13 protein-coding genes are annotated in these 13,627 nt (G+C 59.5%); all 13 read right to left on the reverse strand.

Annotated elements, in window-relative coordinates; all coding sequences use genetic code 11:
• On the reverse strand, positions 1-698 hold a 698-nt coding region (locus tag HHL24_RS39605; protein ID WP_206003221.1), incomplete at its 3' end, for a dihydroxy-acid dehydratase domain-containing protein.
• Between the two features lie 33 nt (positions 699-731).
• Positions 732-1,922, reverse strand: a complete 1,191-nt coding sequence (locus HHL24_RS39610; protein WP_169490732.1) for an alpha-hydroxy acid oxidase — start codon at positions 1,920-1,922, stop codon at positions 732-734.
• Between the two features lie 35 nt (positions 1,923-1,957).
• Positions 1,958-3,319, reverse strand: a complete 1,362-nt coding sequence (locus HHL24_RS39615) for a cytosine deaminase (protein WP_169490733.1) — start codon at positions 3,317-3,319, stop codon at positions 1,958-1,960.
• A 19-nt stretch (positions 3,320-3,338) separates the two neighbouring features.
• The gene (locus HHL24_RS39620; protein ID WP_169490734.1) at positions 3,339-4,754 is read right to left on the reverse strand and encodes a hypothetical protein; all 1,416 of its coding nucleotides are present in this window, start codon (positions 4,752-4,754) and stop codon (positions 3,339-3,341) included.
• 220 nt (positions 4,755-4,974) lie between these two features.
• Positions 4,975-5,925 carry a PDR/VanB family oxidoreductase gene (locus HHL24_RS39625; RefSeq protein WP_169490735.1) on the reverse strand — a complete coding sequence of 317 codons (951 nt, stop codon included), beginning with the start codon at positions 5,923-5,925 and terminating at the stop codon, positions 4,975-4,977.
• 11 nt (positions 5,926-5,936) lie between these two features.
• Positions 5,937-6,386, reverse strand: coding sequence for a RidA family protein (locus tag HHL24_RS39630; RefSeq protein ID WP_169490736.1), 450 nt, complete (start codon positions 6,384-6,386; stop codon positions 5,937-5,939).
• Positions 6,387-6,399: 13 nt separating this feature from the next.
• Positions 6,400-7,458, reverse strand: a complete 1,059-nt coding sequence (locus tag HHL24_RS39635) for an ABC transporter substrate-binding protein (RefSeq protein ID WP_169490737.1) — start codon at positions 7,456-7,458, stop codon at positions 6,400-6,402.
• Between the two features lie 46 nt (positions 7,459-7,504).
• Positions 7,505-8,872, reverse strand: a complete 1,368-nt coding sequence (locus HHL24_RS39640; RefSeq protein WP_169490738.1) for an FAD-binding oxidoreductase — start codon at positions 8,870-8,872, stop codon at positions 7,505-7,507.
• 36 nt (positions 8,873-8,908) lie between these two features.
• Entirely contained in the window at positions 8,909-9,775 is an 867-nt protein-coding gene (locus HHL24_RS39645; protein WP_169490739.1) for an ABC transporter permease, read from the reverse strand.
• Between the two features lie 19 nt (positions 9,776-9,794).
• Complete coding sequence (locus tag HHL24_RS39650; protein WP_169490756.1) at positions 9,795-10,592, reverse strand: ABC transporter ATP-binding protein; 798 nt, start codon at positions 10,590-10,592, stop codon at positions 9,795-9,797.
• Between the two features lie 28 nt (positions 10,593-10,620).
• Positions 10,621-11,436, reverse strand: a complete 816-nt coding sequence (locus HHL24_RS39655) for a creatininase family protein (RefSeq protein WP_169490740.1) — start codon at positions 11,434-11,436, stop codon at positions 10,621-10,623.
• 407 nt (positions 11,437-11,843) lie between these two features.
• Positions 11,844-12,431: a TetR family transcriptional regulator C-terminal domain-containing protein gene (locus HHL24_RS39660; RefSeq protein ID WP_169490741.1), complete on the reverse strand. Its 588-nt coding sequence runs from the start codon at positions 12,429-12,431 to the stop codon at positions 11,844-11,846.
• Positions 12,432-12,569: 138 nt separating this feature from the next.
• Positions 12,570-13,553: a 2-hydroxyacid dehydrogenase gene (locus HHL24_RS39665; protein WP_169490742.1), complete on the reverse strand. Its 984-nt coding sequence runs from the start codon at positions 13,551-13,553 to the stop codon at positions 12,570-12,572.
• Between the last annotated feature and the right edge of the window lie 74 nt (positions 13,554-13,627).

The following is a 13,627-nucleotide window of genomic DNA, read 5'->3' on the forward strand; positions in this document are numbered from 1 at the left end:
GCTGCCGAGTCGACCTTTTCCTGGTCGGGGTTCGCCATCGTCGACGAATACAGCAGCGACATGCCCAGTGCTTCGAACGACGAGCTCATGGTGTTGGCGGTGTACATGCCGCCGCACGAACCCGTGGACGGGCATGCGTTCTTTTCGATCCCGTCGAAATCTTCCTGCGACATCCGGCCGGCCGTGAACTCGCCCACGGCTTCGAACGACGACACGATGGTCAGGTCGGTGCCTTTCCAGTTGCCCGGACGGATCGTGCCGCCATACACGTAAATGCTCGGCACGTTGGTGCGCAACATGCCGATCATGCCGCCCGGCATGTTCTTGTCGCAGCCACCGATCACGACCACGCCGTCCATCCACTGGCCCTGCACGCACGTCTCGATACAGTCGGCGATGACTTCGCGCGACACGAGCGAATACTTCATGCCTTCGGTGCCCATCGACATGCCGTCCGAAATCGTCGGCGTGCCGAAGATCTGCGGATTCGCGTCGGCGCCCTTGACCGCGGCGACCGCTGAGTCGGCCAGACGCTGCAGGCCGGCGTTACACGGCGTGATGGTCGAGTGGCCGTTGGCGATGCCGATCATCGGTTTGTCGAAGTCGTCCTTCTGATAGCCGAGTGCGTAGTACATCGAGCGGTTCGGCGAGCGGGCCACGCCTTGCGTGATGTTCTTCGAACGACGGTTGTGCGGCATGGTGTCTCCTTGGTTGACTAATCTGAAGAACGCTCAGACATCCGCAGCATCTGCGGCTTCTGTCATTCTGTTTTGTGCTCGGGCCGCTGCCGGCCAGATGATGTCGCGCGAAACGTTGCGGACGTCCGTGGAACCACTGAGTGCCATGCTGACGTCAAGCTCGTTTCGCAAGATTTCCAGCGCGCGCGTCACGCCGGCCTCCCCGAACGCGCCGAGGCCATACAGAAACGCTCTACCGGTCAGGCATGCATGGGCGCCTGAAGCGAGCGCCTTCAGGATGTCCTGCCCGGACCGAATGCCGCCATCAAACAGGATTTCGCATCGCCCGCCCACGCGCTCGGTAACGGCTGGCAATGCATCGATCGACGACGGCGCGCCGTCCAACTGGCGTCCGCCGTGATTGGACACGATGATCGCGTCGGCACCCGCCTTGACAGCGAGTTCCGCGTCGGCCGGATCGAGAATGCCCTTGAGGATCAGTTTGCCAGGCCAAAGCTTGCGCACCCATTCGACGTCCCGCCAACTGAGCGACGGATCGAACTGCCCCGCGATCCATTGCGATACCGTGCTCAGGTTATTCGAGCCCGGCACGTGTCCTGTGAGATTGCCGAACGTTTTGCGCTTCCCGCATAACATGCGCTGCACCCAGCCGGGCTTCATCGCCATATCGAACGCATTGCCAGGCGTGAGTCGCGGCGGCACGGACAGCCCGTTCTTGATATCGCGGTGCCGCTGCCCTTGAATCTGCAAATCGACGGTTAATACCAGGGCGGAACAGTTTGCCTCGCGGGCCCGTTCGATCAAGGATTGACTAAAGCCTCGATCGCGCATGACGTATAGCTGAAACCAGAATGGCCGATCGACGGCGGCGCGGACATCCTCGATTGAACAGATCGACATCGTGCTCAGGCAAAACGGTATGCCCGCGGCGAGCGCGGCGCGAGCCGCCAGAATCTCACCGTCCCCGCGCACGAGCCCAGTCAGGCCGGTCGGTGCGATCGCGAGCGGCAAGGCAGCAGCTTGGCCAAGGATCGTGGTCGAGAGCGTGCGTTTCGATACGTCGACCATCACGCGTTGGCGCAACCTGATCGACTGAAGATCGGCTCGATTGCCGCGCAGTGTGTGCTCGTCATAGGAGCCACCGTCGACGTAATCGAATATCGCACGCGGTATCTTGCGTCTTGCCACTTGCCGCAGGTCTTCGATGTTGGTGATGTTTCGCATGTCGCCTTCGTCTCCTGAATTGTGTTTGACCTGGCTTATCGTTTCGCGCCGCGTGCGAATTTGTCCGCTGATACATCTGGTGAATCCAACTCGCGATAGTCCGGCAAGCGGGTATCGATAAAGCGTCCGGCGCGTACCACCATCCGGTCGGCTTGCCAACGCGAGCATGCCTCGGTGCTATCACGCGCACGCAGCAGGACGAGATCCGCCGGGGCGCCCTCACGCAACACACCGTCCCATGGCAAATTCAGCGCCGTAGCTGGGGTCGTCGTCACGGTGGAACTCCAACGTTCCAGCGGCTGCGCCAGATGCGCCGCAAACGACGCGAGTGTCAGCGTCTGCAACGGATCGAGGTCACCAAACGGCAGGAACGGGTCCCGGTGATTGTCCGATGCCAGCGCGACGCGCACGCCCGCCTCCGCCGCCTCGACCAGCGGAAAAATGCCGCGCAACCGCGGCGAGGCGCCGGCTCGCCGGTCTTGCAGATAGAGGTTCGTGAACGGCAGACTCACCACCGTCGCGCCTAACGCTGCGCAATCCGCCAATGTCTCGCGCACGACCTCGTCAGGCGCAACCGACAACGCGCAGCAATGTCCGCACATCACGCGGCCTCCCATGTCCCTGCGTCGCGCCGCATCGAGAATGGCTCTGATGCCCTCTACGTTTGCTTCCAGATGTTCGTCGACGTGAAAGTCGAGCCACAGATCGAAGCGCTCGGCAAGCGAGAACATCTGCTCGATATACTCGCGCTGCCTCGCCATGGGATAGACAAACGCGCCGAGTACGCCGTCGCAGTCCGCGATCGTGCGTGCAAGGTTTTCAGCCATCCTGACGTCGGCAAATAGCTCGAGAGGAAGCAGCGCCGCGCATTGCAGATCGATGCGGCCAGCCCATTCCTGCCGCAAGCCCTGCGCGACATCCCACGCCAACGGCGCCTCAGGTCGCTCCCAATCGATATGCGTGCGCATGGCTCGTGTCCCATAGGCAAACGCGCTACGCAGCGAAAATGACATCCGCCTTGCAAGGTCATCACGAGTCCAGTGCGGCACGTCGCCCCGCGTGGCCTCGATCGCGGCCAGCAATCCGCCGCCGCCAACGCCCGCACGCGGCGAGATATGGCCTTTGTCGAGATGGGTGTGCGCATCCACCCAGCCCGGCAAGAGCAGGCCGCCATCCAGATCGATGCAGGGCGTGCCGTCCTCGATCAGCTCCGGCACGATCCTTTCGACCCGGTGGCCACGCAGTTTGAGTGCGACCGACACCGGTGCTGAAGCGTTCTTCGCGTAGTGGCCCGCGGCGACTTCATGGATCAACGCCTGCGGTACGCTAGCGTTGCGGATCCAGTAGCCACCGTGCGCACCCGACTCGTTCAATGTTTCCAGTTCGCGCGAAATCATCGTATGCCCTCCCGGAGCTTCAATGCGGTCCCCATTCATATTGCAGCGTCAGCCGGTTCTGGACAAATTTGCTCTTGTAGGTCGGCGAACTGTCATAGGCGAGGAAGTCCGCGATGCTGAAACCCTTGAACTTGCCGCCAAACGTATAGATGGCATAGGCGAGATACTCCGACTGATCCAGACTCGGCGCACTGGGACTGTTCTTCAGATCCATGAAGGAATAGCGAAAACCGATAAACAGGTTAGCAATCGGCGCACCGTTCAGGTCGATCGCGTAAGCGCTGCCCGCGCCAAGATCCTGCGTGCTGGATAAGAATGGCTGGGCAAACAGTGGGCCCGAGGCCACGTAATGCGCATACGGGGTGACAAGTGCGCCGTTCAGATAGGAGTTTGCGTGCGGCTTGATGTAGTCGTACCCAAAACTGAGCAGAAGCGAGTTGCGCTTCAGACCAATCTGTAAACCGTACACCTGGCTGTTGATCGGACCGAGCAATTGCTTGCCGTCACCTGTTTCATAAAAGAACTGGGCAGCGGCGAAAGGCTGGATCGCCCCTTGCGTGAGGTTCACCTGCCCCTCCAGATACGTCATGCGCGCATAGTCCAGATATCCCATGTACCACGCCTGGCCTTTGAGCACGACGGGATCCACCGGAACGGTGCGAACGCCGCCTGCACCATAAAAGCCGTTCGTCGTCTGATTGCCAACCGGAGAATACGGATCGATGTCGGCGTTATAGGTAGTCTGTTTGGTGAACGAGTTGTCGATATATGACTTGAAGCGAAACATCCGGAAGGCGGTAATGTAGTTATCCGCATCCCCGTACCTTGCCGTCACGCCTTGAAACAATTGCGGCGCCATCCGCCAGTCGTACGTCGATGCGAATGGCACGTCCAGTTCCTGATTCCCCGCGGTCACGCTGAAGCCCTTGTGCTCCCATCGCAGGTAAGCCTCGCCCAACGTCGTGATATTCGGTCCGAGATAGCTGTCTACTTTCGTCGGATCGTCCGAGTGATCAATGCCACGCTGGATGTAGCCGCTGACACCCAAGGAGAATCCGTAGAAGTTAGCGGTCTTGTAGCCGATCCCTCCACCATAGCTCGCGGTATTCTGATTCAGTCCGGATTGATAGAAGGCGTTGTGCGACGAAAAATAGATTGTCCTTACGTCACCAAAGAACTGCCCCTTCGTGAACATCTCCACGAAATTCGTCGCATCCCCCGGATTGGGCGGGGTTGCCTGAGAGACGGACGCCGCTGCGGCGGCGGCATGCTCGACGGTGTCCTGTCCTTGCTGCTCCGCGACATCCACACTTGAAGCGGGAGCCGCTACAGCCGCCGTCTGCGCCAAGGCACAGAGTGGCAAGCCCGAGACTCCGAGTACAGCCAACTGCAAACCGATACGACAGCAGACGGCGCGCGGTACGTAGGCCTTCATGTTTATCCCTGACTCAACATTTTGCTTGGCTAGCGTTGCGATGCAACGCGCTCTTTATTGCATTCACTATTCGATACTGGAAAACGTATTCCAAACTATCGATCTAACATAGCAGTAGTCCTAAATGCATGAATCAGGAGGCGGATCCACAAGACTCGACAGATGACAAGGCTATCGTTTCGGTACTGCGCAGCCCGCCAACGTAGCGGACTCGGAAGCCTTACAGGTCCAACACCAGCCGACCGGTCCTTGCACGAGCACAGCAAAGGGCCACCCTGGTCTCGCGCTCCTTCCTGTTCAGACAGAAATCACGATGGTCAGGCTCGCCTTCCAGATAAGTCGTCACACAGGTGCCGCATACGCCCTGTTCGCAGGACGTCGTGATATCGACGCCGGCATCGAGTAAAACCTGAGCAATCGTTTCATCTCGTCCAATGTGGAATTTCTCACCGCGGCGGGCCAGTTCAATCTCGAACGGCTGATCCTCGTCCAGATGCTCAACGGGCAGCGCCGCAAAGTACTCCAGATGGATATTCGTTTCTGGCCACGACGAGGCCGCTCGCCTGACGGCATCCATGAAACCTTGCGGGCCACACATATACAGATGCGTTGTCGCGGACGCCGCAGCTGCCAATTCCGCGGCAAGGTCGATCGTCGGAGCGCCGTCGTCCAAGTGATAGCGCACCCGTGATGCCCATGGCGAACTCGCCAGCCGATCCTTGAACGCCTGGTGCGCCGCCGAGCGAGCGAAGTAGTACAGCGTAAACTCCGCATCATTTCGCGCGAGCGTTTCCGCCATCGCAAGCAATGGGGTAACGCCAATGCCGGCGCCAAATAGCAGATGTCTACCGGCTTTAGCATCGAGCGCAAAGTTATTGCGAGGCGTCCCGATCGTCAGCGATGCACCCGGCCGCAGCGCATCATGCATCCACGCCGACCCGCCTCGGCCTTGCGATTCGCGCTTTACGCCTATCACGTAGCGGTGGCGCTCCCAAGGCGCATTGCACAGTGAATACTGACGAACGCCGGAGCCGCCCGTGTAGACATCGATATGCGCACCGGCCTCGAATGCGGGTAGCTCCACGCCTTGCGCTGCAACGAGTTCAAAACGGCGGATCTCGGCAGTCTCTTCGGTCAGGGCTTCAACCCTGACGCTCAGTGTGGTTTCCATCCTCGCCTCCATTATTCGGGCAGCCATGCGGTCGCTTCGACCTCAACCAGAATCGACTCATCCGGCAACATGGCCGACACCTGCACTACCGTAGACACCGGCGGGTCCCCTTCAAAGAACATCCCTCGAACGCGGTTGTACGCGGGGTAGTCGCGCAGGTCGCGAAAGTACTGCACGAGCTTGAATATGTCAGCCATGCTGCCGCCCGCCGCTTCGATCGTGGCGCGAATACGATCGAGTACATACCAGGACTGCGCTCTAATCGGCCCTTCCTTGACATCGACCGAGAACTCGCCTGTCTTACCGATGCGCTCACGCACTTCGTGCGGCACATCTTCATAGCCGTGCACGATCTTTCCCGCGGCCGGATCGACGGCGATGATGCCGGATAGAAATACGAGGTTTCCCTTGCGTTTGTACGGCGCGTACTTGGCGAGCGGCTTTGCGATCGTCGAACTCATGTGCCTTTCTCCGTTAGTGCGCGTTTGCCGAAGCGACGCTCTGACCGACCAGCTTCTTGCGCAGGTCGAGGCCAACCCCCTTGTCGACAAACTGGCTGGTCGCTACCCTGCTGATGTCGACGTCCTGCGCTTTGTAAAGACCGGCTTTGACCATCTTGTCGTAGAAGCTCGTCACGCGATCGACATCGATCGCACCAATACCTTTGGTCAGCGCATCGCCGGAATCGATCAGTCCAAGCTCGCGGAATTTCGCCACCTCGGCATCGAGCTTCGCCTTCGTCATCTCCGGATTCTCTTTCTCAATCAGCGCGTAAGCGCCACTGTGATTGCCATAGAGAAAGTTGTACCAACCGATAATCGACGCATCGATGAAGCGACGCACCACATCGGGTTTGTTCTTCACCATGTCCCAGCGCGTTTCGATCGTCGACGAGTAAGTGTTCCAGCCCTCGTCGGCCAGCAGGAACGTGCGCGTCTTCGCGCCTGCATTCTCCGCGTAGAGTGGCTCCGCGGTTGCATACGCCTGCTGCACGGCACCCGGTTCGGCAAGGAACTGAGCAATGCTGTAGTTATACGGGCGCAGCTGCTCGTCCTTGAACCCCTTTTCCGCGACCATCCATTGCCAGAAGCTGAATTGCCCGTCCTTCGAAACCAGAATCACCTTGGCTTTCTTCAGGTCGTCGAACGTCTTGAACCCGGCGCCCTCGTGAGCCATCAGCGCCTGCGGATCCTTCTGGTTGATGGCCGCCACTACGACCGTCGGCACATGGTTCTTGACGTTGTCAAAGGACAGCAGCAGATTACCGGCAATCAGGAAGTCGATCTTTCCGGCCGACAGCATCGGGCGGTTATTCACCTGCGGACCGCCCTCGCGAATCTCCACATCGAGGCCGTACTTCTTGTAGGTGCCGTCTGCAAGCGCCTGGTAAAACCCACCGTGGCCGGCCTGAGCTTTCCAGTCGGTGCCGAGGATCACTTTGTCGTCGGCGAACGCAGGTGTCGGGCCGCACGCCACGAACGCGGCAGTGGCGAGTCCGGCGGCAAGCAGAACTGCTCGCACAATCTTTTTCATGGGTGAGTGCTCCGTATCGTAGGATCAGGGAAAAACGGGCCTGCGCTTAGCTCGCCTGCTCGGCTACGATCGCTTCCCAGCCGCGCATCTTGCCGGGATTGAGCAAGCCTTGCGGGTCCGCCAGCCGCTTGAAGTCGATTTGCGCCAGGTCGATCTCCTTCATGCCGCCATCCTCGATCGTGACGACGTGGGGATCGAACGTTGCGCAACCGTGCGATTCGAAGATGCGCATGATTTCGTACTGACGCTCGGCGGTGGTAAAACGCACCAGTGGAATGCCAAACACCTGGTATTCACCGAACTGCCTGGCGAATTCATGGTGCCAATAGATTTCATCGCCAAATCGCTTTGCAAGCGCCTCGCAAAGCGCAATGTCAAACGGTTGCGGATGGGCGATCTGAAGATAGGTCCACTGCTTGTCGACCTTCAGGGCCTGCAAGGTCGTATGGTTGTACGCACATTCATAAGCTGGCGGAAGTTCGTTCGCTTCAAGCTCGCCCGCATTCATGCAGAGCGATTCCACCCCACTATGGAGGGCTGCAAGTTCGCGGTATTGATTGATCGACGCGGGGTTGACCATGGCAAACACGGCATTGCGATCACCCGGGAAGCGAACGCCCAGGTGCTCATAAAATGGCGCGAAGCCCTTCTCCACTGAAGTCAGCAGGAACAGATCGAACTCTGGCGCACTGGCGGCCTTGCAGAAGCGCAATGCATCGCCGTAGGAATCGAACAGGGTAATCGTGTGCAGCCAGTCGAGCGCCGGTTTGAGCGTCAGTTCGAGCTCTGTAATGATGCCGTTCGTGCCGAACGCGTGATGCACCTTCTGGATATCGGCACCGCGCAACTCGACAATGCGCGGTGTCTCCTCCACCGTAACGACCCGGATGCAGCGCACATTATCCGCATCCTTGAGAATGCCGTGCCGGATTGAACCGACACCGGCGTAGCCACCGGCAATGAATCCCCCTATCGTCGCTACCCGCAAGGTGGACGGAAACATCAGCAGGTCCTGGCCGGATGCCCTGACCACTTCCTGCAAGTCACCGATCCGCGCCCCCGCCTCGACCCGGACCGAACCGGGACGGATCTCGCGCACGTCTTTGAGTTCGGTCATATCCATCACCACGCCGCCCTGCAGCGGAACGCACTGCCCGTAGTTGCCCGTGCCGCCGCCGCGCATCGTGAGCGGAACCCGCCAGCGCGACACGGCCGCCGCGATCCGGATCACGTCCTCTTCGGTACGCGGAAAGACAATCAGATCCGCGACGCAGTCCTTCAATTGCTCGTTCAGAATGGGGCTGTACCACGAGAAATCACGTGATTTCCCCCGCAACTGACCGCCGCTTGCAATCGTACGGACGGCACCCAGCTCACCGGCAAACCGGGTCCAATCAATGTCTCTGTTGTTCATGTCGTTTTATCCTTGATACCGAATAGGGGTTCCGCCTCAAGCGTCACGATCGATTTCGCTTTCGTGCCAGCCTTTGAGCACCGCCTTGGAAAGCCAGTTGAAGAGCAGGAAGATGCTGATGCCGCACAGCGAGACGAGCAGAAGCGCCGAGAACATCTTTGGGATCTCGTTTCTGAAGGTCGCTTCGAGAATGCGCGATGCCAAACCTGTTTGACGTCCGGCCGCGCCTGCCGTGAACTCGGCCACGATCGCGCCGACGAGCGAGAGACCACCGGCGATTTTCAAGCCACCCAGGAAATACGGCAGCGCACTCGGAACAAGCAGATACCGCAGACGCTGCCAGGGTGTCGCCCGGTACAGCCCAAATAAATCGCGCAGATTGTGATCGGCGCTTCGCAAGCCGATGACGGTATTCGACAGGATCGGAAAGAAGGCAACGATCCACGCACAGATCAGCAATGCGGAAAACGTACTGTCCACGTAGATCAGGATCAACGGCGCAATCGCAATGACCGGAGTGACCTGCAAAATGACCGCAAACGGAAAGAAGCTCAGTTCGACCCAGCGCGAGAGCGCGAACAACATGGCCAGTGCGACGCCGCCCACGATCGCGAGGGCAAGCGACATGAAGGTCAGTTTTAGCGTGAACAGCAGCGATAGCGACAACGACCCCCAGTTCTCGATGAGTGTGCGCAAAATCACACTGGGTGCCGGAATGATGTACTCGGGCACATGATTCACCCGCACCAGTACTTCCCAGAGCAGCACCGCGGCAAGTAGCCAGGCGCTAGGCACGGCGCAGCGCAGGAAACGCTCGCGCCGCACTCGCTGCCTCGTTGCATCCGCAATCGCCGCGGCGTTGGACGAGACGTCCACGTTCAAGGTTTGTACAGAAGAAGACATACCGATTCCTCTCTCTCGCTTAATGATCGATGTCGGACGAGTCCATCGCCCGGTGCAGACTGGTCGACGTTTCGCGGCACAACTGCGTGTACTGCGCCGATTCTCGATACGCTTCGCCGCGCGGATACGGCACGGGAACAGCGATCTCGTCGATCACACGCCCCGGTCGGCTTGCCATCACCACCACACGGTTCGAGAGATAGACCGACTCGTAGACGCTGTGCGTCACAAAGATCACCGTGAACTTGTGCTCCTGCCAAAGCTTGAGCAAATCGTTGTTCAGTTTGATACGGGTCATTTCGTCCAGCGCCGCGAATGGTTCGTCCATTAACAGCAGACGCGGACGCGTCACCATTGCCCGTGCAATCGACGCACGCATCTTCATGCCGCCCGACAATTCACGCGGATAGACATCCGCAAAGCGCGACAGTCCGACCATCGCCAGTGCTTCCTCGACACGGGCGCGCGCACGCTCGCGCGACTCGCCGCGCAGCTTCAGCGGCAGGTAGACGTTCTCGAATACCGACGACCACGGCATCAACGTCGGCTCCTGGAAAACGAAGCTGATGTCATGCGTGTGTGCGGCTTCGACCTCGGTTTTTGCGGCCCACTCGATCGTGCCGCCAGAGATCGACGACAGCCCTGCAATCATCCGCAGCGCTGTGCTTTTGCCACAGCCGGACGGCCCGAGGAAACTGATAAATTCGTGGTTTCCAACCTCGAGCGACATACCGTTAAGTGCAATCGTGCCGTTCGAATACTTTTTGTGTACGTCCTTCAGATGAACCAACGGGGTCTGCGCCATGTTCGTCTCCATACCGTCACCGATCAGATGTGAGCGTCGTTCAATGCCACTCGGGCTCGTTTTCCAGCCACGCCAGCGGCGCGTCGTGAACCTCATGCAGTAACTCGATAAACTGGGAGACGACGTGATCGATCACGCATTGCCCCTTGTACGCGGTCGCAGCCGCGGCGTCGCCGCACGCGCCTGCGGGATTCAGATCGTGCGTCTGCCAGCCAAGCTTGCCGCTCGCGCCGATTGACAGAAAGCGATAGCGCTCGCTCATTTCCTTCGTGAGCGATTTGAAATGCCGCGCTTCGTCCATCGCGACGAGCTCCGGACGCATGGCGAGCAGGATCGAGGTCTCCACATCGCCCGCGTGGATCCCATGCTTCATCTCCTCGTCGTTGAAGAGCGCATCGGGCATGCCGAGCGTGTACCAGTTCGACGCGACGACCATCATTCCGAAGCGCTGACGCAGATCGCGAGCAACGATATCCATGACGGCCGATTGGCCGCCATGACTGTTGAACAACACCAGCTTTTTCACGCCGGCCGCGGCCACGCAGGCCCCGATTTCGCTCCACGTGCGAATCAGCGTCTCGGCTGAAAATGTCAGGGTGCCCGGATAGCGCGCGTGTTCGTTGCTCTTGCCGATGCTTTGGGTCGGCAGAAACAACACCGGCAGTTCGCCTGGCAGGCGCGGAATGATCGCTTCGACGAGACCGTCGATCGTCGTGGTATCGACGGACATCGGCAGATGCGGCCCATGCTGCTCGATGGCGGCAACCGGCAACACCGCAATCAGACGCTCGCGGTCGAGACGGGAGAACTCCTTGCTGGTGTATTCGGCCCAGAAACGCTTGGTGATCGACGACATCTCCTGCTCCTCTTTTCTCGGCATGTGTTGAATGCCTGGTTTTGTAAGCCGGTTGAAGCCCGAGCTCCCACTGGCCTTCATGGGGTACTGCAACGACGCAGCCTCGAACTCATAATAATCGATTTGACCAATCGGTCAAACCGTATGGTAATTTATTTTCCGGTTGACATTGTTTTTGGCGAAGACGCAGTTTCAGTAGGATGCCAAATGGAATATTCATGCGATGCAGCAAGGCATGCCGCGCTGAATCATCGGAAGAATTGGCACAAGCACGAGTGGCTTGCAGGAGGAGATGACAAGCGGAATTGACGCGCCGCGGAAAGCGGAGACAATCAGTGTCGATCAGCGACGGGAATGGAGTGCAGCGGGGTACCGGAAGCCACCCTGAAAATCAGGGTGGCAAAGTGTCAGGCAGACGGTGTAATACCGCAGCCGTGCATGACGAAGGCCGTCACTTCCTTGACGATGTGTTCGCGATCGAGCGGCTGCCCTTCTTTCACACGCAACATGTAGCGTGCCTGATATTCGAAGTCGGCAAAGTGTTGTGTCAGAGACCAGATATTCATCATCAGCAGCATCGGATCGAGCGAGCGCATCAGGCCCGCCTCGATCCAGCTATTGATGCAGGCGACCGCCTGAGCGGTGCGCATACGGGGACGGCCCATCATCGGCATCAACACGGGTGCGCCACGCATCATCTCATTGGCGAAAATGCGCGACAGCAGCGGTTGGTCGAATGAAAAATCGAGCTTCTTACGGATGTAATCGGACAGAACCTGTTGGGGGCCGCGTTCAGCATCCCCAAATGAAAATACGCGAATCCACTCCTCGACTACGTGCTGGAGAATTTTCTCGTACAGGTCCTCCTTACTCTCGATGTAGTAATGGAGTTGCGCCTTCGACAAGCCCGCGCGCTCAGCGATGCCCTGGGTCGATGCACCCTTGAGCCCGTGCAGCGCGAACTCCGCAATGGCGGCATTTTGGATCGCGTCCATCACTTCAGAACGCGATCGTTTCGTTTTTGTTTGCCCGGTGTGCGCCACGAAATCCGTCCTCGATTGATCCGTCTGGATGCTTCAAGTCAGGCATTCTAACGCATGGAGCGGCACGCACCCGGTGCGTGCGCGTCCTGTTCAGGTGCGCAACACCGCCGGGTTCAATGGCGAGGGAGGCTGTCCGGCACAGGCTCCGTAGCCCAATGCGGCGATCAGGTTGTCGGCGGCGAGATCGGCCATGGCAAGACGCGTCTTCAGGCTGGCGCTTGCGATATGCGGCGTAGCCACCACCCGCGCATTGGCAAGCAGCCGCGGACAGACAAAGGGTTCTCGCTCGAAGACGTCGAGGCCGGCTCCCGCCAGCCGGTTGTCGGCCAGCGCATCGGCAAGTGCGTCTTCGTCAACGAGACCGCCACGCGAGATGTTGATGAGTGTGGCCGTCTGCTTCATCAATGCAAGCTCACGCCGCCCGATCGTATGGTGTGACGCGGGGTCATACGGCATCGTGATGACCAGATGGTCCGACAGGCTCAGCAGCGCCTCCTTGCTGCAGAATTGCGCACCTTTCTCGTCCGCCAGCGCGACGGGCGCCCGGTCGTGGTATCTCACCGTCATGCCGAAACCGTGGGCACGTTGCGCCACCGCTCGCCCGATGCGGCCCATACCTAGAATGCCGAGCGATGCGCCGTGAATGTCCACGCCGAGGAACATGTCGAGCGCCCATTTGTCCCACAGGCCGAGCCGCAACCAGCGCTCCGCTTCGCCCGTGCGGCGCGCGGTCGCCATCAGGAGTGCCCAGCCGAAATCGGCAGTGGTTTCGGTCAACACGTCCGGCGTATTTGTCGCCACCACGCCAGCCGCCGAGAGCGCCGCCAGATCCAGGTTGTTGTAGCCGACAGCAATATTGGCAACGGCCCGCAGCGATGGACACGCCTGCACAAGCGGCGCATTGATGATTTCCGTCGCGCTCACGAGTGCTCCGACCTTACCCTGAAGACGCGTGCGCAATTCGTCGGGCGCATAGATGTAGTCCGCATCGTTGCTTTCGACGTCGAAGTGTTCCTGCAGGCGTCCCACGATGGACGGAAACACCTTGCGGGTAATCAGGATCTTTTCTTTCACACCAGTTTCCTTGGCATCGATAGAAGACGCGGCGGTCCGTTCGGAGCAGCGTGACCCCGAAGCCGCCAACGTCG

The organism is Paraburkholderia polaris (assembly GCF_012927345.1).
GTDB classification, from domain to species: Bacteria; Pseudomonadota; Gammaproteobacteria; order Burkholderiales; family Burkholderiaceae; genus Paraburkholderia; species Paraburkholderia polaris.